The organism is Caballeronia novacaledonica, from assembly GCF_900258035.1.
Classification (GTDB): Bacteria; Pseudomonadota; Gammaproteobacteria; order Burkholderiales; family Burkholderiaceae; genus Caballeronia; species Caballeronia novacaledonica.
The window spans coordinates 139,504-160,120 of the sequence record NZ_OGTP01000004.1 but is presented as its reverse complement, the minus strand read 5'-3'; the positions used below and the strand labels follow the sequence as shown (position 1 = coordinate 160,120).

At 63.7% G+C, this 20,617-nt stretch carries 17 protein-coding genes and 2 pseudogenes; 13 read left to right on the top strand and 6 right to left on the bottom strand.

Annotated features, from left to right (window positions below):
- The first annotated feature begins 102 nt into the window (after positions 1-102).
- The 12 genes and pseudogenes from NOV72_RS08770 to NOV72_RS08715 all read left to right on the top strand — a co-directional run bounded on the left by NOV72_RS08770 (position 103) and on the right by NOV72_RS08715 (position 11,417).
- The gene (locus tag NOV72_RS08770; RefSeq protein ID WP_106854197.1) at positions 103-909 is read left to right on the top strand and encodes a cysteine hydrolase family protein; all 807 of its coding nucleotides are present in this window, start codon (positions 103-105) and stop codon (positions 907-909) included.
- Positions 906-2,057: an amidase gene (locus tag NOV72_RS08765; protein ID WP_106854196.1), complete on the top strand. Its 1,152-nt coding sequence runs from the start codon at positions 906-908 to the stop codon at positions 2,055-2,057. The genes NOV72_RS08770 and NOV72_RS08765 overlap by 4 nt, the downstream gene beginning before the upstream one ends.
- A gap of 11 nt (positions 2,058-2,068) precedes the next feature.
- Positions 2,069-2,248 carry an AtzG-like protein gene (locus NOV72_RS08760; RefSeq protein ID WP_106854195.1) on the top strand — a complete coding sequence of 60 codons (180 nt, stop codon included), beginning with the start codon at positions 2,069-2,071 and terminating at the stop codon, positions 2,246-2,248.
- On the top strand, positions 2,245-3,669 hold the full coding sequence (locus tag NOV72_RS08755; protein WP_106854194.1) for an AtzE family amidohydrolase: 1,425 nt from the start codon (positions 2,245-2,247) through the stop codon (positions 3,667-3,669). Before NOV72_RS08760 ends, NOV72_RS08755 begins: the two co-directional genes overlap by 4 nt.
- Entirely contained in the window at positions 3,666-4,103 is a 438-nt protein-coding gene (hpxZ, locus tag NOV72_RS08750; protein WP_106854193.1) for an oxalurate catabolism protein HpxZ, read from the top strand. Before NOV72_RS08755 ends, hpxZ begins: the two co-directional genes overlap by 4 nt.
- An 86-nt stretch (positions 4,104-4,189) precedes the next feature.
- Positions 4,190-5,126, top strand: a pseudogene (locus NOV72_RS33110) (transposase family protein); the annotation flags it as partial.
- Positions 5,127-5,396: 270 nt separating this feature from the next.
- The gene (locus tag NOV72_RS08740; protein ID WP_106854192.1) at positions 5,397-6,488 is read left to right on the top strand and encodes an ABC transporter ATP-binding protein; all 1,092 of its coding nucleotides are present in this window, start codon (positions 5,397-5,399) and stop codon (positions 6,486-6,488) included.
- Positions 6,475-7,599: an ABC transporter ATP-binding protein gene (locus NOV72_RS08735; RefSeq protein WP_106854191.1), complete on the top strand. Its 1,125-nt coding sequence runs from the start codon at positions 6,475-6,477 to the stop codon at positions 7,597-7,599. Before NOV72_RS08740 ends, NOV72_RS08735 begins: the two co-directional genes overlap by 14 nt.
- Positions 7,596-8,492 (top strand): carbohydrate ABC transporter permease, encoded by an 897-nt coding sequence (locus NOV72_RS08730; protein ID WP_106854190.1) that lies wholly within the window; start codon positions 7,596-7,598, stop codon positions 8,490-8,492. Before NOV72_RS08735 ends, NOV72_RS08730 begins: the two co-directional genes overlap by 4 nt.
- Positions 8,482-9,294: a carbohydrate ABC transporter permease gene (locus NOV72_RS08725; RefSeq protein ID WP_106854189.1), complete on the top strand. Its 813-nt coding sequence runs from the start codon at positions 8,482-8,484 to the stop codon at positions 9,292-9,294. The genes NOV72_RS08730 and NOV72_RS08725 overlap by 11 nt, the downstream gene beginning before the upstream one ends.
- Positions 9,294-9,575, top strand: coding sequence for a DUF2160 domain-containing protein (locus tag NOV72_RS08720; RefSeq protein WP_106854188.1), 282 nt, complete (start codon positions 9,294-9,296; stop codon positions 9,573-9,575). Before NOV72_RS08725 ends, NOV72_RS08720 begins: the two co-directional genes overlap by 1 nt.
- Before the next feature lie 102 nt (positions 9,576-9,677).
- The gene (locus tag NOV72_RS08715) at positions 9,678-11,417 is read left to right on the top strand and encodes an ABC transporter substrate-binding protein (protein WP_106854187.1); all 1,740 of its coding nucleotides are present in this window, start codon (positions 9,678-9,680) and stop codon (positions 11,415-11,417) included.
- Between the two features lie 284 nt (positions 11,418-11,701).
- Here NOV72_RS08715 and NOV72_RS08710 read toward each other — a convergent pair.
- Both NOV72_RS08710 and NOV72_RS08705 read right to left on the bottom strand, forming a co-directional pair.
- A pseudogene (locus NOV72_RS08710) lies at positions 11,702-11,911 on the bottom strand (IS5/IS1182 family transposase); the annotation flags it as partial.
- Between the two features lie 162 nt (positions 11,912-12,073).
- The gene (locus NOV72_RS08705; protein WP_106854186.1) at positions 12,074-13,060 is read right to left on the bottom strand and encodes an AraC family transcriptional regulator; all 987 of its coding nucleotides are present in this window, start codon (positions 13,058-13,060) and stop codon (positions 12,074-12,076) included.
- Positions 13,061-13,223: 163 nt separating this feature from the next.
- On the opposite strand from NOV72_RS08705, the gene NOV72_RS08700 reads away from it, so the two are divergent.
- Entirely contained in the window at positions 13,224-14,600 is a 1,377-nt protein-coding gene (locus NOV72_RS08700) for an NAD-dependent succinate-semialdehyde dehydrogenase (RefSeq protein ID WP_106854185.1), read from the top strand.
- A 282-nt stretch (positions 14,601-14,882) separates the two neighbouring features.
- Here NOV72_RS08700 and NOV72_RS08690 read toward each other — a convergent pair whose 3' ends face one another.
- From NOV72_RS08690 to NOV72_RS08675, 4 genes are all read right to left on the bottom strand, one after another.
- Positions 14,883-16,940, bottom strand: coding sequence for a sigma-54-dependent Fis family transcriptional regulator (locus NOV72_RS08690; protein WP_106854184.1), 2,058 nt, complete (start codon positions 16,938-16,940; stop codon positions 14,883-14,885).
- Between the two features lie 208 nt (positions 16,941-17,148).
- Positions 17,149-18,786 (bottom strand): molecular chaperone GroEL, encoded by a 1,638-nt coding sequence (gene groEL / locus NOV72_RS08685; RefSeq protein ID WP_106854183.1) that lies wholly within the window; start codon positions 18,784-18,786, stop codon positions 17,149-17,151.
- Positions 18,764-19,543, bottom strand: a complete 780-nt coding sequence (locus NOV72_RS08680) for a metal-sulfur cluster assembly factor (protein WP_106854182.1) — start codon at positions 19,541-19,543, stop codon at positions 18,764-18,766. Before NOV72_RS08680 ends, groEL begins: the two co-directional genes overlap by 23 nt.
- Entirely contained in the window at positions 19,540-20,565 is a 1,026-nt protein-coding gene (locus NOV72_RS08675) for an amidohydrolase family protein (RefSeq protein WP_106854181.1), read from the bottom strand. The genes NOV72_RS08680 and NOV72_RS08675 overlap by 4 nt, the downstream gene beginning before the upstream one ends.
- Positions 20,566-20,617 lie beyond the last annotated feature (52 nt).

Here is a 20,617-nt window from a genome sequence, read left to right as displayed (position 1 = left end):
GAACCGCTTCCTCGATGCCACGCAGAACGCCGACGGATGACGCGCTTGCGCCGCGTCTCCGATGCACTCGTACTCCATTGATCCAACGTTTCGGAGAACCCGATGGACCACGCTTCAAACCCAGACCGGACAATGCCCGGCGGCCCGCTCGGCGTCTTTGCGCAGACCCGCTGGCACGCCACGGATGCGCTTGTCGACATGGCCGTGCAAGCGCCCGCGCCGCGCATTGCGATACTCGATTCCGCGCCGCAGAAAGTGCGCTTCGACATCGAAAAAGCGGCGCTCGTCATCATCGACATGCAGAACGACTTCTGCACCAAAGGCGGGTGGGTGGACCATATCGGGGGCGATTACGGTGCGGACCGCGCGCCGATTGCACCACTCCAGCGCCTGCTGCCGATCGCGCGTAAGAGCGGCGTGCCGGTGATCTGGGTCAACTGGGGCAACCGGCCTGATCTCGCCAACATGCCGCCGAACCAGCTTCATCTGTACAAGCCGAAGGGCACGGGCATCGGCCTCGGCGAGGCGCTGCCGGAACACGGCGCGCGCGTGTTGGAAAAAGACTCGTGGGCATCCGCCGTCGTCGATGAACTGATGATCGAGCCGCAGGACATTCGCGTGGACAAGTACCGCATCAGCGGCTTCTGGGACACGCCGCTCGACAGCATCCTGCGCAATCTCGGCGCGCGCACGCTCTTCTTCGCGGGCGTGAACACGGATCAATGCGTGATGCACACGCTCACCGACGCCAACTTCCTCGGCTATGGCTGCGTGATGCTGACCGACTGCTGCGCGACGTCATCGCCCGAGTTTTGCACCGAGGCGAGCATCTGGAACGTGAAGAAGTGCTATGGCTTCGTCGCGGACTCGCTCCAGTTCGCCGATGCGTTGAGGGGAGCGAATCAATGAGCGCCTTCGTTCCCGGCCCGCGCGTGCACCTCGCCGCAACTTCGGGCGGTGTGCTCGATGGTCTGCACTTTGCCGTCAAGGATCTGATCGACGTGGCGGGCGTCACGACGGGCGGCGGCAATCCCGACTGGCTCGCCACGCATGAGCCCGCCGCCCGCCATGCGCCTTGTGTCGCGAAACTGCTGGCCGCCGGCGCGAGCGTGGACGGCAAGACCATCACCGATGAACTCGCCTACAGCCTCGAAGGCGTGAACGCGCATTACGGCACGCCGGTCAATCCGCGCTGGCCGCACGCGTTGCCGGGCGGATCTTCGAGCGGCTCGGCATCGGCGGTCGCGAACGGCGATGTCGATTTCGCGCTCAGCACCGATACCGGCGGCTCCGTGCGCGTGCCCGCCGCGTTCTGCGGCCTGTGGGGCATCCGCCCGACGCACGACGACGCCGCGCTCGACGGCGTGCTACCCTTCGCGCCCTGCTTCGATACGGTGGGCTGGTTCGCGCGTTCGGGCGAACTGCTCGCGCGCGTCGCCGACGTAATGCTCGATGACGTCACCGCACTCGACGCGCCCGCATCGTTCGTGCTCTTCAAGGAAGCGTTCGATACGCGCGCCGAGCGCGAGCCGGACGATGCACAACGCCTGCGCGAACTCTCGATGGCGCACGACGAGATCGAGATCTTCGCAGGCGATCGCGCACGCTGGCTGCACGTGTATCAGCACTTGCAGGACGATGCCATTCGCGCCTCGCTCGGCGCATGGATCGATGCGCATGCGCCGCGCTTCGGCGCGGACATCGCAACGCGCTTTGCGCGGATCAAGTCGCTCGACGACGCGGAAGTCGAACGTTGTCGCGCCATGCGTAAGACGCTCGCCGCGCACGTCGAAAACATCGTGGCGAAAGCGCTGATCGTGCTGCCGACGACGCCACGCGCGCTGCTCGACAAGAACGAGTCGCCTGACGGCATCGGCGCGTTCTATTGCGATGCGCTCACGATGAACGCGGTCGCCGCGTTCGGCGGCTTGCCGCAAGTCACCGTGCCGGTCGTGAACGAACCCGACAGGCCGCTCGCGCTGTCGTTCATCGGTCCGCGCGGCAGCGATCGCGCGCTGATCGCCCGCGTGCGCCAACTCTTTCCCGCTGTTTCGTGAGCCTGAACGCCATGTCCTCTTCCATCGATGCCTATGTTGAAGCTGCGCTCGCGTTGCATTTTCCGTCACTTTCCGACGAAGCCGCCGCGCGCGTGAAAGCGCAGTTCGCGCGCATTGCGCAACTGGCCGCGCCCGCGCTCGCGTATCCCGTCGATGCAACCGACGAACCCGCGCCGTTATATCGCCCATGACGACATCGAACCATTTTCCGTTCGGCGCACTCGCCATCGCGCGCGCCTATGCCAACGGCGACTTCAGCGCGCGCGAACTGATCGAGGTGACACTTGCGCGCATCGACGCATATGACGTACAGGTCAACGCATTCACTGCCGTCACACGCGAACGCGCACTCGTCGAAGCGGACGCGCTCGATGCCCGCCGCGCGCGTGGCCACACGTTGCCGCCGCTCGCGGGCGTGCCGTTCGCTGCGAAGAATCTCTTCGATATCGAGGGCATCGCGACGCTAGCCGGTTCGCGCGTGCTCAGGGACGCGCCGGCCGCCGCCTGCGATGCAACGCTCGTCAGGCGTCTCACCGGTCAGGGCGCCATTCTGATCGGGGCGCTCAACATGGACGAATTCGCTTATGGCTTCACCACCGAGAATCATCATGCGGGGCCGTGCCGCAATCCGCACGATCTCACGCGCTCGGCGGGCGGATCGTCGGGCGGCAGTGCAGCCGCGGTCGCAGCGGGCTTCGTCCCGGTCACGCTCGGTACCGACACAAACGGCTCGGTGCGCGTGCCCGCGTCGCTGTGCGGAGTGTTCGGCGTGAAACCGACTTATGGACGTCTTTCGCGCCACGGCGTCTATCCATTCGTCGCGAGCCTGGATCACATGGGCGCTTTCGCGCGTAGCGTCGACGACCTTGCGGCCACCTACGATGCATTGCAGTTCGCCGATCCGCTCGATCCCGCGTGCGCGCAGCGGGCGTTCGAATCTGCGAATGCGAAGCACGGCGTATTGCGAGTCGCACGGCTGGGTGGCTATTTCGACGAACACGCGAACGACGACGCGCATCGCGCATCGCATGCGGCGGCCGAGGCGCTGGGCGCGTCGGAGACCGTCGACTATCCCGATCCCGCTGCCGCGCGCGGCGCGGCGTTTCTCATCACGGCGGCTGAGGGCGGTCAGTTGCACATGGCGAACCTGCGTGCGCGATACGACGAGCGCGAACCGTTGTCGCGCGATCGTCTGATCGCAGGCGCCCTCCTGCCCGCGGCGTGGGTGGTGCAGGCGCAGCGCGTGCGCGCGGCGTTGAGAACGCGCGTGCTCGAATTGTTCGAACGCTACGACGTGCTCGTCGCGCCGGCCACGCCGGTGGTCGCGCCGCGCATCGGCGACGAGTTCATGGACATCAATGGCGAGCGGCTCGGTGTGCGGCCCAATCTCGGCTTGCTGACGCAGCCGGTGTCGTGCCTCGGCCTGCCGGTCGTCGCCGCGCCGATGCGCACGAGAAGCGGCCTGCCGATCGCCGTGCAACTGATCGCGCCGCCGTGGCGCGAGGATCTGGCGTTCGAAGCTGCGCGCAGACTCGAAGCGGCGCAGGTCGCGCATTGTCCGCCGCCGCCATCGTTGGACGAGGCGTTGCTTTCTTCAGGAGCGGACGCATGATCGAGATCAACCGGCCGGACGTGCTCGCCGAAGTCGATGCGGCCTTCAACGCCTACGAGCACGCGCTCGTCACCAACGACGTCGCCGTGCTCGATACGCTTTTCTTCGACTCGTCGCACACGCTGCGCTACGGCGCAACCGAAAACCTCTACGGCTACGACGCGATTCGCGCGTTTCGCGCCGCCCGGCCCGGCCAGGGCCTCGCGCGAACGATCACGGCGCGCGTCGTGACGACATACGGCGACGCTTTCGCCGTCGCCAATATCGAGTTTCGGCGCGATGGCGATCCGCGGATCGGCAGACAGAGCCAGACGTGGGTGAAGATGCCGGACGGTTGGCGCGTGGTGAGCGCGCATGTGAGCTGGATGGGTGGCACAGACGGTGTGCGTCCGCTTACAACGTGCGCGGGTGGCATGCCGCGGGCATCTTCGTGACGAGATTTTGGGTCAGCGGTTCGCGGGTTATCCGATCCCGCTCATGGACGCGTCAATAGGCGCAGAAGTCGTAGACCACGGCGGATGAGGCCACGCGTGCGTACATCGAACGCTACGGCAAGCCCGGGGCGTTCTCAGCGACAAGTTCACGGTGTTTCGCATGCGACGGCCGGTAGGACCGGCCACAGCACGACCCAGTTCGGCCGGGCGATGTATGAGCTGAACATCGATACGTTCTGCGCCAATTCGAGCTCGGCCAATGTCCGAGTGGAGCGCGCGCACCTGACCTTGCAGGACCGGCTCGTGAAGGAGTTGCACCTGCGCGGCATCAGCACGGTGGCGCAAGCGAACGCGTATGCGCCCTGCTTCATGGCCGCCTACAATGCGCGCTTTGCCAAGCCGGCGCGCAATGCGTTTAATGCGCATCGGCCGGTGCGCGAGGACGAGCATCTGGAGTGGGCGTTGATGTGGCGCGAGCCACGCAAGGTCAAAGATGCTGAGCGTGCAGTACGACCGGGTGCTGTATCTGCTGGACGACACACTTGAGAATCGCAGGTTAAGCGATCGATACGTCGACGTCCGGGAATATCCGGATGGGCGCACGGAGATCCGCGCCAATGGACGGCTGATTGTGTCGCGTGCGTATGACCGGCTGGCTGCGGTCGATCAGGGCGCCATCATCGAGCATAAGCGTCTGGCGCACGCGCTCGAGATCTCACAGGCGCTTCAGCCGCAGCGCGATAACCGGCGCATCGGGGTGAGGCGCTCAGGTCGCAAACTCGTTTGCCTGGCACGAAGAAGCAGCGCGAAATCACGCAGGCGGATGTTGAGCAAGTGATCTTGCAACGGGCGCGACGCAACGCCGCGCCATTGACCGCGCAGCCACCGGCTCACCAGTTCGCGCACGCCAGCGACATTGGCATCAGCGCCCTGCCCGATCAGGCGTCATCCTTCGACGCCACGTGGATTCAACCCAGAAAGAAACGCAATCGAAGCCCTCGTAACCCGGACATTTCAACTTAGCGGCAACAAAATCAACCGGCTAACTCACCTTGGTTTCGCCAGCCTGGCATTTTAGAGCGGCGTCGTCGCCCTGTGCCGAATCGCCGATCTCCCCCAATCCGCCGACGATTTCCCTATTTCGCACTGTCGTAAGGTTTACCCCGATTTAAACGGAAACCAACAAAAGGGACATTTTGGCTGCTGCATGTAATCAAAGTGCAACCCAATTGACACCCCCTAAAACGCCGGCCTCTGCGGTCTGGCGTCGCGCACGCCGCAAAGGAGAGCAATTTGGTCCTGGAACTGGAGCGAGTCAGTGTCGTTTCTGGCGGGCAACCGTATCTGTACGGCGTGGATTTGCGCCTCGTCCCAGGCGCCATCAATGTGCTTCTCGGACCCACCCAGGCCGGCAAAACCACGCTGATGCGCGTGATGGCGGGTCTGGACAGGCCGAACGAAGGCCGGGTGCTCGTCGATGGCCAGAACGTGACAGGCGTCAGCGTGCGCCAGCGCAATCTCGCGATGGTCTATCAGCAGTTCATCAACTACCCGGCGATGACGGTCTCCGAGAACATCGCCTCGCCTTTGCGTCTGCAAAAAATCGACCCTGCCGAAATCCGCCGGCGCGTGCAGGAAGTCGCAGCCAGACTGCATATCGATCATTTGCTACAGCGGCGGCCCGGCGAACTGTCGGGCGGCCAGCAGCAGCGCTGCGCGCTCGCGCGTGCACTCGTGAAGCGCACGTCGCTGGTGCTGCTCGACGAGCCGCTCGTCAATCTCGACTACAAACTGCGCGAGGAATTGCGCATGGAACTGGCCGCGCTTTTCGCTGACGGCAAGACGACCGTCGTCTACGCGACCACCGAACCTCTCGAAGCGCTACTGCTGGGCGGCTATACGGCGATCGTCGATAAAGGCCGGGTTCTGCAGTTCGGTCCCACGCTCGATGTCTATAACGCACCGGTCAACGTCGCGGCCGCCGCCGTTTTCAACGACCCGCCGATGAACATGCTGGAGAGCGACTGCGGCAACGGCCGCGCGCGTCTGCCGATCGGCGTGGAGGTTCCAGTCCGCAACGGTCTCGCTGCGAGCGGCGCATGCCGCATCGGCATCCGGCCGGGGCATCTGCGTCTTCAGGCGAAGGCCGCTCATGCGATCGCCGTTCCGTGCCGGCTCGAACTCGCCGAACTGAGCGGCTCGGAAACGTACCTGCACTTGCGCACGCTGACCGGCGCGGTCGACCTCGTTGCGCAGTTGCAGGGCGTGCATCAGATCGAGCTCGGCACGCAGCTCGACGTTTTCATCGACCCTGACGAACTGTTCGTGTTCGGCGCGCAGACCCAACTGGTGTCCAGCCCGGAGGCAGCTCATGGCGCGCATTGAGTTCCAAAATCTCGCGCACGCGTACGGACCGAGCCCCGCGACGCTCGACGACTACGCGCTTCAACCCATGAGCATGGTCTGGGATGACGGCGGCGCTTATGCGCTGCTCGGGCCATCGGGTTGCGGCAAGACCACGCTGCTCAATATCGTGTCGGGGCTCGTCAAGCCGTCGGAGGGCAAGGTGCTGTTCGACGGACGCGACGTGACGGCGCTCGGCGCACGCCAGCGCAACATCGCCCAGGTGTTCCAGTTCCCCGTGGTCTACGACACGATGACCGTGTTCGATAACCTCGCGTTTCCGCTGCGCAATCGCAAGCTGTCAGCCGCCGAGGTCACGAAGCGCGTGCACGAAGTCGCGGATATCCTCGATATGACGCGCGACCTGCCGCTCAAGGCGAGCAATCTGGCCGCCGACGCCAAGCAGAAAATCTCGCTCGGGCGCGGCCTCGTGCGCAAGGACGTCGCGGCGATTCTCTTCGACGAACCGTTGACCGTGATCGACCCCGCGATGAAGTGGATGCTGCGCCGGCAGTTGAAGAAGATCCACCAGCAACTCAAGCTCACGCTGATCTACGTGACGCACGATCAGGTGGAAGCACTGACTTTCGCCGATGAAGTCGTGGTCATGACGAATGGCCGCGTCGTTCAGAAAGGCGGAGCCGATGCGCTTTTTCTGCGGCCGGATCACGCTTTTGTTGGCTACTTCATCGGCAGTCCGGGCATGAATCTCTGTCCGATCGAGCTCGACGCCGACGGCGCGAAAATCGGCTCGCAGCGCTTGCCGCTCGACGCCGGCACGCTTGCGACGCTACGCGGCGCGCATCAGCAGGCAAACGGCGCGCTCAAACTGGGAATTCGCCCGGAATTCGTCCGCCTTTCGCAGGAAGGCGGAGCCGGCGCAGTGGACGCGCGGGTGCTGCGCGCGCAGCAGCTCGGCAACTATCAACTGGTTACCTTGCAATGCGACGGCCATGTGTTCAATGCGAGGCTCGAGCCGCATTTGCCGGTTGTCGACGGACCGGCCTGGCTGCATCTCGTTGCGCCTGAAACCGTGTTCTTCTGCAACGACGAAAGAATCGAAACGCGTATCTCCGAAGAGGCCGCGCGATGAACAAGCCCGTCAATCAGAAAGCGTGGTTCCTGGTCGTTCCGGTGTTCATCTGCGTCGCGTTCTCCGCGATTCTGCCGCTGATGACGGTGGTCAACTATTCGGTGCAGGACATCATCGGCCCGACGCAGCATGTGTTCGTCGGTACGGAGTGGTTTCGCAACATCATGACCGATCCGGATTTGCGCGAAGCGCTCGGCAGACAGGTCATTTTCTCCACGTGCGTTCTGCTGTTCGAGATTCCATTGGGCGTGGGCCTCGCACTCTCGATGCCGGCTTCGGGATGGCGCGCATCGGCCACGCTCGTCGTGCTTGCCATGCCGTTGCTGATTCCATGGAACGTGGTGGGCACGATCTGGCAGATCTTCGGGCGCCCGGATATCGGACTGCTCGGCTACTGGCTCAATAGTCTTGGCTTCGACTACAACTACACGGCGAGTCCCACGGCCGCATGGATCACCGTGCTGGTGATGGACATCTGGCACTGGACTCCGCTCGTCGCGCTGCTGTGCTATGCGGGCTTGCGCGCGATTCCGGACGCCTTCTATCAGGCCGCGGAAATAGATGGCGCGAGCCGCTTTGCGGTATTCCGCTACATCGAATTGCCGAAGATGCGCGGCGTGCTGATGATCGCCGTGCTGCTGCGCTTCATGGACAGCTTCATGATCTATACCGAGCCGTTCGTGCTGACAGGCGGCGGACCCGGCGATTCCACGACCTTCCTCAGTCAGTATCTGACACAAAAGGCGGTCGGCCAGTTCGATCTTGGCCCGGCCGCGGCTTTCTCGCTGATCTATTTCCTGATCATTCTGCTGTTGTGCTTCATTCTCTATAACTGGATGAGCCGCGTGGGCAGCGGCGGCCCCGCCGCGCAAGGAGACGACCATGCAGGATAAGCGCCGCTGGATGCGGACGTCGATGCTCGTCGTCTATATGCTGTTCGCGCTGATTCCGCTCTACTGGATGTTCTCGATCTCCCTGCGCACGAACGAGGAAACCATGTCCACGTTCGCCACGCTGCCGCAGCACGTGACGTTCGAAAACTACAAGGTGATCTTCACCGATCCCTCGTGGTACTGGGGCTACATCAATTCGATCATCTACGTGCTGATGAACACGGTGATGTCGGTGCTGGTCGCGCTGCCGGCCGCGTACGCGTTCTCGCGTTATCGCTTTCTCGGCGACAAGCACATGTTCTTCTGGCTGCTCACCAACCGCATGACGCCGCCCGCCGTATTCTTGCTGCCGTTTTTCCAGCTCTATTCGAGCGTCGGTCTGACCGACACGTACATTGCCGTCGCACTTGCGCACATGCTGTTCAACGTGCCGCTCGCCGTGTGGATTCTCGAAGGCTTCATGTCGGGCGTCTCGCGCGAAATCGACGAAACCGCGTACATAGACGGCTATACGTTTCCCGCTTTCTTCGTGAAGATTTTCCTGCCGCTCATCAAGTCGGGCGTCGGCGTCACGGCTTTTTTCTGCTTCATGTTCAGTTGGGTCGAACTGCTGCTCGCGCGCACGCTGACTTCGGTCAACGCGAAACCGATCGCTGCCGTGATGACGCGCACCGTGTCGGCGGCCGGCATGGACTGGGGCGTGCTGTCGGCGGCGGGCGTGCTGACTATCGTCCCCGGCGCGCTGGTGATCTACTTCGTGCGCAACTACATCGCGAAGGGTTTCGCGATGGGGAGAGTGTGATGTTCACCTGGATGTACTGGACTCCCGAGGTGGCGATCTTCTTCGGCTGCATCGTCGTGATGCTGGCCGGCATGACGGTATGGGAACTGCGCTCGCCCACTCATGAACGCAAGGGCTTTCTGCCTATCGCGACGACTCGCGGTGATCGCCTGTTCATCGGCCTGCTGACTGCCGCGTATGTGAATCTCGCGTGGCTCGCAGTCAGCGCCGAGGGCTCGAGTTCCTGGCCGGGCTTCACGGCCTCGGTGCTGGTGCTGCTCGCGATCATGTGGAAGGGCTAGAAAGCCGACGCATGCAATGAAGACTGACAACTGCCGGTTCCGCTGATGCCCCCAGCGGGCGCCGACATAATCGAAGGGGCGCGGAAGACACAGGAGAAGACCATGCATCAGAGGAGACGGATCGTCGCGCTGGCAGTGGCAAGCATCGTGTCGAGTGCCTTCGCGAACCAGGCTCTGGCGGGCACGCCCGAGGCGCAGAAATGGGTGGACAGCGAGTTTCAGCCGAGCACGCTTTCGAAACAGCAGCAGATGGACGAGATGAAATGGTTCATCGACACCGCGGCGAAACTCAAATCGCAAGGCGTCAAGGAAGTTCATGTGGTGTCGGAAACCATCGACACGCATACCTACGAATCCAAAACGCTTGCCAAGGCGTTTAGTGAAATCACCGGCATTCAGGTGAAGCACGACATCATTCAGGAAGGGGATGTCGTCGAGAAATTGCAGACCTCGATGCAATCCGGGCAAAGCATTTACGACGGCTGGATCTCGGACTCGGACCTGATCGGCACGCACTATCGCTATGGCGTGATCGTTCCGCTCTCCGATTACATGGCAGGCGAAGGCAAGGATTACACGAACCCCGGTCTCGACCTGAAAGACTTTATCGGCACGAGTTTTACGACCGCGCCGGACAAAAAGCTCTATCAGCTTCCCGACCAGCAGTTCGCGAACCTTTACTGGTTCCGCGCGGACTGGTTCGCACGCAAGGATTTGCAGGACAAGTTCAAGGCGAAATACGGCTACGATCTCGGCGTGCCGGTCAACTGGTCCGCGTATGAAGACATCGCCGAATTCTTTACGAACGACGTGAAAAACATCGACGGAGAAAAGGTTTACGGACATATGGATTACGGCAAGAAAGACCCGTCGCTCGGCTGGCGCTTCACGGACGCCTGGCTTTCCATGGCGGGCGAAGCCGACAAGGGTATTCCGAACGGCATGCCCGTCGACGAATGGGGCATTCGCGTGACGCCTGATGGTTGTCATCCGGTGGGCGCGTCGGTGTCGCGCGGCGGCGGCACCAATAGCCCGGCAGCGGTCTACGCGACGACCAAATACATCGATTGGCTCAAGAAATACGCGCCGCCGGAAGCGTCGGGCATGACCTTCAGCGAAGCGGGCCCCGTGCCCGCGCAAGGCCGGATCGCGCAACAGGTGTTCTGGTACACCGCGTTCACGGCGTCGATGCTCAAGCCGGGCAACGTCACGAATGCGGATGGCACGCCGAAGTGGCGCATGGCGCCCTCCCCGCACGGCGCTTACTGGAAGGAAGGCATGCAAAACGGGTATCAGGACGTAGGCTCGTGGACGTTCTTCAAATCGACGCCGCCGAATCAGCGCGCCGCCGCGTGGCTGTACGCGCAGTTCGTGACGTCGAAGAGCGTGTCGCTCAAGAAGTCGATTGTCGGTCTCACGTTCATTCGCGACTCCGACATTCATAGCGACTACTTCACGAAAAACGCGGACAAGTACGGCGGCTTGATCGAGTTCTATCGCAGCCCGGCGCGCGTCGCGTGGACGCCGACCGGCAACAACGTGCCCGACTATCCGAAGATGGCGCAACTCTGGTGGAAGAACGTCGGCACCGCCGTCGCCGGTGAGAAAACGCCGCAGGCTGCAATGGACACCCTCGCGAAGGAAATGGATCAGGTGTTGTCCCGTTTGCAGCGGGCCGGGATGAAGGTTTGCGCGCCGGAACTGAATCCGCAAAGCGATCCGTCCAAATGGCTGTCCGACCAGCACGCGCCGTGGAAGGCGCTCGCCAACGAGAAACCGAAGGGCGAGACGGTGAAGTATGAGCAACTGCTGTCGGCGTGGAAGGCGGGCAAGGTGCGGTGAGGTTTTTGACGGCGCGCTTATGGATGGGCGGCACTTGATAGTGCCGCCTCAGACTGCTGACCAACCCCACGTTTTTCAGACGTGGGGTTTTTCATTTGCAAGCAAGTCGAATTAAAACGCGCCCGTCTCGATGGGGCATCAGGCAAACCGGCAGGCGTCCGGCAAGCTCTCCGATACGCGTCTGAGCGCCCGATAAATGAGTTAAAAGCCGCCGCAGGCGGCTCAACAGCAGCGCAATCTTCTTGATGTTCTGCGCGGCAGCCGCCAGCAAACACTGCTCGGCGAACCTCGAATCCAAAACGCTTGCGCTGCCGCTCCAGCCTGGCCAGATACGGCTGACTGTCGTGCACCGAGGTGGGCGTGACGTGCGTATCGGTGATGATCGCGTGCCTGGCATCCACCGTACGGTGATCCAGATAGAAAAACCCTTTGGGCTTGTCCTCGCGCACCATGTAGCCGCTTTCCGGGTCCGTGCGGCTTTGCTTGATGTCTTGCCCGATGGCGTGTGATCGTCATCGTCGCCTGCGACAGAACCGCCAACACTGCCCACGTCCACCCCTTTCGTCGCTGCTCGCGACGCCACGAATTCGAACCTCGCCAGCCGGATCTGTCAAAGGGCCTCGACAGACGATGGTCGAAACCACGCAACCACCGCATCAATGCGACGAAACATATAGCGACGACCCCGGATCCGCTTCCGGGACTGCAAAATGCCGTTTCATTCGCCGCAATTCTTCCGAAGGCGTGCCACCAAAGAGCCGCTTGAACTCGCGGCTGAACTGTGACGCGCTCTCGTAGCCCACCCGTGCGCTGGCCGCAGCAGCCGTCATGCCTTGCCGCGCCATCAATAGCCTCGCCTGATGGAGTCGCGTCGACTTGATGTACTGCAGCGGCGAAGTGTTCGTGGCCGCCTTGAAGTGCAGATGAAACGACGGCACGCTCATTGCCGCTTCCCTTGCGAGCGTTTCGATCGTCAGCGGCTCGGCATAATTCGAATGAATCATGCGCAGCACTCTCGATATGCGCCCGAAGTTTCCATCCAGGTTGAGCGCCGCACGCATCGAAGCGCCCTGCTCTCCGATGAACACGCGAAAGTAGACCTCCCGCACGAGGGTTGGCCCCAGAACCGCGGCTTCGAGCGGATCGCGCATCGCATCGAGGAAGCGCAGCATGGTTTCGCCGAGCGCCACATCGAGCTTCGTCGTGGCCATGCCGCCCGGCTCGCCCGGCACCACGCCGTTGCGCTCGTCGATTTGCAGCAACACATCGGCTGCAAGCGTCGGATCGAGGCGCACGTACACCGCGAGCAACGGTTCGTCTGCAGTGGCGTCGGTTTCCATCGAGAACGGCAGCGGCAAGGCGACAGCAAGATAATGCTGCGCATCGTAGACATAGACCTTGCTGCCGAGATAACCGCGCTTACGGCCTTGCGCGATGACCACGATACCCGGCTCGTAGAGCACGGGCGTGCGCGCGAGCGGACGATTCGATCGCAACAGGCGAATGTCCGGCATCGGCGTCGCGTTATAGCCTTCGTTTGGCGCGAGTTCCAGCAGGCGGTTCACCATCGAAGCGTGCACACGAGCCATTGCAGCGGCTTCGGTTTCCATCGTCGGCAGTTTGGGAGAGCGGTGCGTTTTCATCCTTCGAGTTCGATAACAGTGGGTTCATAGAATCGGGCAAGCTTCGCAGACGATCATACGTTCTCGTCCCGTTGCAACGTCCCTAACATTCGATCATGCATCCGCATGCGCATCACCATGCGTCGATGCGCTGAGAAGGCTTACTTACTTCGGAGAATAAAGCATGATCGATGTGTTTAATCCCGCCGACGGCACGCGCGTCGGGCAAGTCGAACATCATTCGGAAGCGCAGGTGCTCGCGGCGATCGATCGCACATGCGCGGCCTTTCCGGCCTGGTCGCGCACCTTGGCACGCGAGCGAAGCGAACTGCTGCGCAAATGGTTCGACCTCGTCAGCGCCGACAAGACCGCATTCGCCGAACTGGTGTGCCGCGAGAACGGCAAGTGCATGTCGGAAGCCTTCGGCGAAATCGAATATGGGTTGGGCTTCGTCGAATGGTACGCGGAGGAAGCGAAACGAGTGTACGGCGATACCATCCCCACTCACTCGAAAGACGCGGCGGTGATCGTCACAAAAGAACCTGTCGGGCCAGTGGCGTCGATTACACCATGGAATTTTCCGTTCATGATGATCACGCGCAAGGTGGCGACCGCGCTCGCGGCAGGTTGCACGATCCTCGTGAAGCCCGCAGAGGAAACGCCCCTGACCGCGTACAAGCTGCTCGAGTACGCGCGCCGCGCCGGTATTCCGGAAGGCGTGTTCGAGATGGTCACGGGCGACCCCGCGCAGATTGGCAAGCTCATCACCGACGATCCGCGCATCCGCAAGATCTCGTTCACCGGTTCGACCGCGGTCGGCAAGCTGCTCGCCGCGCAATGCGCCGGGACGCTGAAGAAGATGACGATGGAACTGGGCGGCAACGCACCGTTCATCGTTTTCGACGACGCCGATCTGGACGAAGCCGCAAAGGCGCTCGTGTCCGCCAAGCTGCGCAACAGCGGGCAGGTCTGCATCTCGCCGAACCGCGTGTATGTTCAGGCCGGCGTGCATGACTCGTTCGTTCAGCGCGTGAAGGCGCTCGTCGAGGCAATTCCCGTCGATCAAGGGCTGCAGGAGGGGTTCGTCGTCGGTCCGCTGATCAATCGCGCGGCCATCGGGAAGGTCGGCCAGCTTGTCGACGATTCGCGCGAACGCGGCGCCAAGGTCGTGCTCGGCGGATGTCCGCACGCGAAAGGCGGGCTTTTCTATGCGCCCACCATCCTCGTCGATGTCGCGGACAATATGCCGATCGCCTCCGCCGAAATATTCGGACCCGTCTTCCCGTTCTACCGCTTCTCCACCGAAGCCGAAGTCATTGCACGCAGCAACGACAGCGAATATGGTCTCGTCGCCTATGCGTTCACGCGCGAACTGGGCCTCTCGTTCCGGCTGTCGCGCAACCTCGAGGCGGGCATGGTGATCCTGAACTCCGGCTCGGTCGGCACGGCTTCGGTGCCGTTCGGCGGCGTGAAGCAATCCGGTTACGGGCGCGAAGGCAGTCATCATGGAATCGAGGAATATGTGCACGTCAAATACACGCTGATGGGCGGTCTTGCCTGAACGATGCCGCGCCTCGTGTCGTGGTTGACTCAGCGTACCGGCAACTGGCTCGCGTCCGCAGGGCTTGCGCACTGTACTTCGCGATGGCGCTGACGGATGAGCCGATCCTGCCGTAGTCCCCAGAAGAACGTGACGGCAAGACAGGGCAACAGCGACACGATCGAGTACCCGACGCCCGCAAGCGGGTGGCCTGTCAGATTGAAGCAGGCGAGAATCCGCGCCGGTCAGAACGCGAGTGCATCGGGACCGGCGCGCTTGCAATACGCGGAAATCGGAAAGGAACTAATGGGACGAGATCGCCGAAGCCTCGGCGCGAATCCGGTACTGCTCCATCTTTCGATACAGCGTGCTGCGCGACACGCCCAGCGCACGCGCGGCCTGCGCCATGTTGCCCTGCGCATGCCGCAGCGCACGCGCAATGGCGAATCGCTCGGTTTCCTCCAGACTTCCCGTGCCCGGCGCGGCGCCGGATGTCACGCTGTCGCGCGCGGCGGGAGATTCGTCGAGCACCTCGGCGGGCAATTCGGCCAGCATCACGCGCTTGTCATTGGACGTGAGCAGCAGGTTCTCGACGAGATTGCGCAGCTCGCGCACATTGCCAGGCCACGAGTAAGCGCGCAGCACTTCCATCACGATGTCCGCAAACTCTCTCGCGGGCACGCCATGCCGCAGCGCAAGCGCGCGATTGAAGTGCTCGATCAGCAGATCGACGTCGCCGTCGCGTTCGCGCAGGCTCGGAATGCAGATCCGCGTCACGCCGACGCGATAGTAGAGATCCGCGCGAAAACGCCCGCACTCGACCTCTTCGCGCAGGTTCCGGTTCGTCATGGCGAGGAGCCGCACATCGACGCGGCGCGGCTGGGTATCGCCGAGTCGGTAGATCACGCCCTCTTCCAGCGCGCGCAGCAGAATGGGCTGGAGATCGAGCGGCAATTCGCCGATTTCGTCGAGGCACAGCGTTCCGCCGTGCGCGAGTTCGAAGCGCCCGGGCCGCCCTTCCGCCGTCGCGCCCGTGTAGGCGCCGCGCACGTGCCCGAACAGTTCCGCGCCGATCAGCTCCTTCGACGCCGCCCCGCAGTTGTACGCCACGAACGGACCTTCGCCGGACTCCTCGCCGTGGATCGCACGCGCGAAAAGCTCCTTGCCGACGCCCGTCTGCCCTTCGATCAGCACCGGCACCCGGCGCCGCGCAAGCTGCCGTCCGCGATCGATGGCGCGCTGCATCGCCGCGCTCTGACAGATGATCTGCCCGAAGCAGTTGCGTTTCGGATCGGCTTCGCTGCGCCCCTGAACCTGCACGCCGACGCGCCGCGCACCGCTCGTCAGACGCGACGCGCCCGCAAGCCCGGACTGCGCCGGGACGATGAGCATCGCCCCGATCGCTTCGCCGTCCGCGACGACCGGATCGAACCATTCCGGCCGCAAGCCTTGCGGAAGATGATTGGGCCAGTCTTCGATCGGGCAATGCTCGCTCATGCCGGGAAACCGCTCGCCCAGGTTGATGGGCAGCGGAATGCGCGCGGTGGTGTGCACGAAGCGCCCGCGCCGATCGATGGCGATGAGCCCCGCCGCATCCGCCGACGACAGCCGTTGCAGACAAAACGCAAGCAGGCGCATCTGCTCGCGCGCCACCTGCTCCGCGAGCACCATTTCGATCTGCCGCGCGGCCGTCACGGCGAGCGTCAGATTGTTGATCTGATACGTCGATGGCGGCCCCGAAATGTCCAGGACGCCGAGCACCGCGCCCGTTCCCGGCTCGCAGATCGGCGCGGCGGCGCAGCTCCACGCCTTGATGCCTTCGCAGAAATGCTCGGAGGCGTGAATATAGGTCGGCTGGCGCGTCGCCAGCGCCGTGCCGATGCCGTTGGTCCCGGCCGTCGCCTCGCGCCAGTCGCCGCCCGTCATCAAATGGATTTTTTCGCCCGCGTCGAGCGTGTGCAGGTCGCCGGCGGCCTTCAGAATGACGCCGTCGGCATTGGTGAGCAGCAGAATCGAGGACGAACCGACGAAGAGATCCGCCGTCGCCGCGAACAGCCGGTCCGATGCCGCCAACAGTTCGCGATGACGCCAGCGCAGCGCGTCGATCGCATCGCCATGCACCGCGAACGGCGCCGCGCCCGAGGTCGGATTGACGCCCGATTGCAGACTCCGCTTCCACGACGCGATGAGCTCGGTCGGTGCGGCGGTCGTGATTTCGCCCGCCAGAAAGCGTTCCCACGCGAGCATGGTGCTGCTGTCCGATTGAAATCCAGCGTTCACGTCGGGGCGTGTCCGCCCGGCGATGCCGCCTTCGCCCGCGGAATCGTCGCCAGCCGGCATGCCGATGAGGCGCCTCGTCATGTGTCTCCTCCGTGCGAGGTGGGGACGCGCAGCCCGCTCTGTGGCGGAACTCGGCGCGACTCGCGAGGACGTGCCGGCCAGCCCCGGGCAGAGCGCCCGGTGGCTGCGCGACATCGTCCGCTGAGTATAGACCTCACGCGTGCGCCACGTCCTTTCGGGGAAACGCTTCCGGCGCCGGCCGCGTGTGGCGACGCACAAGGCGGGCCGCCTATTTTCTCCCGAGCAGTTCGGCGCCCGCACCGAGCGCCGGCCCGGCTGTCGGATCGGCGAGATCGGGCTTCTTGGCGATCAGCGTCTGGGTCGTCAGAATCAGCCCGGCGACGGATGCCGCATTGCGCACCGCGCTATACGTCACCTTCACCGGATCGATGATGCCGCGCTCCAGCAGATCGACGATCTCGCCGGTGCGCGCATCGAGCCCGGCACCGCGGCCGGCCGCCGCCACCTGCGCGACGATCGCATGGCCGTCCAGTCCGCAATTCGACGCGATCGTGAACAGCGGCTTCTCCAGCGCCCGCTTGAGCAGCAGCGCGCCCAGTTGCGCCGCGCCGCGCGTGCGTCCGATCAGGTCATCCAGTTGCGCCGATGCGCGCAGCAACGCCGTGCCCCCTCCAGGCACGATCCCCTCCGCGATCGCCGCGCGCGCCGCGTTGATCGAATCCTCGATCAGATGCAGACGGCGCTTCTGCTCGACCGGCGTCGCGCCGCCGGCGAGGATCATCGCGGTGCCGCCGGAAAGCTTCGCCATCCGGACTTCGAACTTGTCGCGCTCGACGTTCTCCGGCGCCATCTCGTACTGACGCGCAACCTGCTGACGCCGCGCCGCCACCGCCGCCGGATCGCCGCCGCCCGCGGTGATGATGGTCTGATTGGACGATACGCGGACCTGCCGCGCGCTGCCCAGATCGCGCATTTCGACGGCTTCGAGCCTGCCGCCGAGATCGCGTGCGATGACGCGCCCGCCGGTGACGATCGCAATGTCTTCCAGCATGGCCTTGCGCCAGTGACCGTATTCGGGCGGATGAATCGCCGCGACCGCCGGGCCGCCGTTGTCGCGGCTCGCCAGCAGCGTGACGACGCACGCGGGCGCGACCTCCTCCGCGATGATCAGCAGCGGCCGCTTGCTTGCGTTCGCGAGCGCGAGCAGCGCCGTCACTTCGGCCTGGTTTTGCAGGCGCTGGTCGGTCATCAGGATGAGCGGGCTGTCGAGCACCACCTGCATGCGTTCGATGTCCGTGACCATGTGATGCGAGAGATAGCCGCGATCGAACGCCATGCCGTCGACCACTTCGAGCCGCGTCTCCACGGTCGTGCCGTACTCGACATCGACGATGCCGTCCGGCCCCACGCGCTCCAGCGCCTCTGCAACGAGACCGCCGGTGAAGTCGTCGTTGGCCGCGACCACGGCGACCGCGCGCACTTCCTCCGGCCCGCGCAGCGGCGTGGCCGCGCGCCTGAGCGCAGCGATGACTTCGATTACCGCCGCGTCGAGCCCCTGCACGAGCTCGACCGGGTTCGCGCCGTCCGCGAGACATTCGAGACCTTGCTGCACGAGCGTATCCGCGAGGACGGTGGCCGTGGTCGTGCCATCGCCCGCGATTTCGTTGGTCTGCTTCGAGACTTCGCGCACGACCTGTGCGCCGATGTTCTCGAACGGATCTTCCAGCTCGATCTCGCTCGCGATGCTCACGCCGTCGCGCGAGATGATCGGCGAGCCGATCGGCCGGTCGATGATCGCGTTCATGCCTTTCGGCCCGAGCGTGGCGCTCACCGCGCGCGCGAGCTTGCCGACGCCGCGTCCGAGCGCCGCGCGCGCTTCTTCGTCATGCAGCATGATGTTGGGCATCGTGTGCTCCTGTCTCCGGTTTATGGTTGTCTGGTTCGAGCGGTCGCGGGAAAAAATGAATCGGCTGCGCCTCCACTTCGCCGTAGCGGGCCGCAAGCAGGCCACGGCAGAGCGCGCTGTTGAATTCGGCATTCACGCCCACGCGCCGCAACGCGCGCAGATAAGCGCCGAGTGCCGCGGGATCGATGGGCGCGCTGTTGGTATCGACGAAGGCGAGTTCGTGCGCGCAGACATGACGGCGCTCGAGGTATCGCCGGATGAGACGCGCGGTTTCGGGATCGCCGTCAAGCGCGGCAAGCTCGTCCGTGGCGAGCGCAAGCAGCTTCGCCCCTTCGTGCCCTCGGGCGAGCAGATGCGACAGCAGCGCCTCCTGCCTGCGCTGGAACGCCTTGACGAGAAACGTCCGGCGCACCTCGTCGAGATCGTCGCTGGCGGCGTCGCCGAAGGCTCGCTGGAACGACAGGTTCTGCGCCATGCCGCGATTGATCTCGTCCGCGTACATGTGCTCGTCGAGCGTGAGGCCGATGCGCGTCACCCACGGCAGGCCCGCGACGGCCGCGCGCATGTCCGCCGCCATCAGATACGCGAAGTTCGCCGCGCACCAGTAAGTCGGCAGACGATATGCGATGTCCACGCCGCCTTCGGCATCGACTTCGACGGTGGTGACGAAGCCGAGCTCCGTCACCGACTCGTCGAGTTCCGGATCGATGACGGATGCGAGTCGCGCCCAGACCTGCTGCGCGCGATCGCCGCTCATGCGTGCGCCACCGCAGGGTGCGGCGCCTCTTCGAGCAGCTTCTTCTGCGCGTCGATATCGATGCCGTACAGGCGCGCCGCATTCAGCCCGAGGATCTTTTTCTTCGCCTCGAGCGTCAGCTTCACGCCCGTTTCCTTGCTGACCGATTCCGGCAGCTCGAACGCCATGAACTTTTCGATCAGCCATTTGGGCGACCAGATCGCGTAATCGCTGCCGTAGAGAATGCGGTCCTCGCCGATCCAGAACAGAAGCTCGGAAATCACGTGCGCGAAGTATTCGGGCCGCGTGTGGATGAACGGCAGCACAACGGCGAGCCCGCCATAGACGTTCGTTTCCTGCGTGGCGATCCAGCAGAAATCGTCCAGGCGCGGCAGCCCGCAATGCTCGACGATGAAGTTCAGTCCCTGGAAGCTCGTTGCGACATCGTCGATATCCGCGACGTCGAAGGCATCGCGGTTGAGCGGCAGAATCGTCGGGCCCTTATGCACGTGAATGTTCCTGATGCCCAGTTGCTCGCATCGCTCCAGAAAGCGATACGCGCCCGGATCGGACAGCTTGTAGCCCTTGCTGTCGCCGCGCCATTCCGCCGTATAGAGCTTCACGCCCTGAATCTTGTAAAGCTCGGCAAGCTCGTTCAGGCGCTCCAGCCCCGCTTCGCCATCGCGCGGATCGAACGCGCCGTTCACGATGAAACGGTGCGGATACTTCTTCTTCACCACGTAGTTCGCCTCGGTGGTGTTGAAGCCGTTCTTGTAGAAGTCGGTGAGATAGGTCGGCTGGCAGATCGCCATGTCGTCGTAGCCGGTGACGAACAGGTCTTCATACATCACTTCTTCGCCGTACTTGTCGAACTTCTCCTTCGGCCACAGATATTCCTTCGGGCTCAGATTGCTGTGATACGCATAGAAGCAGTCGATGAACTGCTGGCCGTGCACGTTCTTCAGATTCGCCTTGCTGCCGTCCCATAGGTGAACGTGCCCGTCGATGATGAAAATCTCCTCGCCGTCCTGAGTTCTGAACATGTCTGTGTCTCCGTGGGGTTGCCGGACAGCGGCGCGCGCGGCGCGCCGTCGC

What these genes read in the sequence shown, in the direction of transcription:
- NOV72_RS08770 (WP_106854197.1), top strand. Translation starts at nt 103, where the DNA reads ATGGACCACGCTTCAAACCCAGACCGGACAATGCCCGGCGGCCCGCTC.
- NOV72_RS08765 (WP_106854196.1), top strand. Translation starts at nt 906, where the DNA reads ATGAGCGCCTTCGTTCCCGGCCCGCGCGTGCACCTCGCCGCAACTTCG.
- NOV72_RS08760 (WP_106854195.1), top strand. Translation starts at nt 2,069, where the DNA reads ATGTCCTCTTCCATCGATGCCTATGTTGAAGCTGCGCTCGCGTTGCAT.
- NOV72_RS08755 (WP_106854194.1), top strand. Translation starts at nt 2,245, where the DNA reads ATGACGACATCGAACCATTTTCCGTTCGGCGCACTCGCCATCGCGCGC.
- hpxZ (WP_106854193.1), top strand. Translation starts at nt 3,666, where the DNA reads ATGATCGAGATCAACCGGCCGGACGTGCTCGCCGAAGTCGATGCGGCC.
- NOV72_RS08735 (WP_106854191.1), top strand. Translation starts at nt 6,475, where the DNA reads ATGGCGCGCATTGAGTTCCAAAATCTCGCGCACGCGTACGGACCGAGC.
- NOV72_RS08730 (WP_106854190.1), top strand. Translation starts at nt 7,596, where the DNA reads ATGAACAAGCCCGTCAATCAGAAAGCGTGGTTCCTGGTCGTTCCGGTG.
- NOV72_RS08725 (WP_106854189.1), top strand. Translation starts at nt 8,482, where the DNA reads ATGCAGGATAAGCGCCGCTGGATGCGGACGTCGATGCTCGTCGTCTAT.
- NOV72_RS08720 (WP_106854188.1), top strand. Translation starts at nt 9,294, where the DNA reads ATGTTCACCTGGATGTACTGGACTCCCGAGGTGGCGATCTTCTTCGGC.
- NOV72_RS08715 (WP_106854187.1), top strand. Translation starts at nt 9,678, where the DNA reads ATGCATCAGAGGAGACGGATCGTCGCGCTGGCAGTGGCAAGCATCGTG.
- NOV72_RS08705 (WP_106854186.1), bottom strand. Translation starts at nt 13,060, where the DNA reads ATGAAAACGCACCGCTCTCCCAAACTGCCGACGATGGAAACCGAAGCC.
- NOV72_RS08700 (WP_106854185.1), top strand. Translation starts at nt 13,224, where the DNA reads ATGATCGATGTGTTTAATCCCGCCGACGGCACGCGCGTCGGGCAAGTC.
- NOV72_RS08690 (WP_106854184.1), bottom strand. Translation starts at nt 16,940, where the DNA reads ATGACGAGGCGCCTCATCGGCATGCCGGCTGGCGACGATTCCGCGGGC.
- groEL (WP_106854183.1), bottom strand. Translation starts at nt 18,786, where the DNA reads ATGCCCAACATCATGCTGCATGACGAAGAAGCGCGCGCGGCGCTCGGA.
- NOV72_RS08680 (WP_106854182.1), bottom strand. Translation starts at nt 19,543, where the DNA reads ATGAGCGGCGATCGCGCGCAGCAGGTCTGGGCGCGACTCGCATCCGTC.
- NOV72_RS08675 (WP_106854181.1), bottom strand. Translation starts at nt 20,565, where the DNA reads ATGTTCAGAACTCAGGACGGCGAGGAGATTTTCATCATCGACGGGCAC.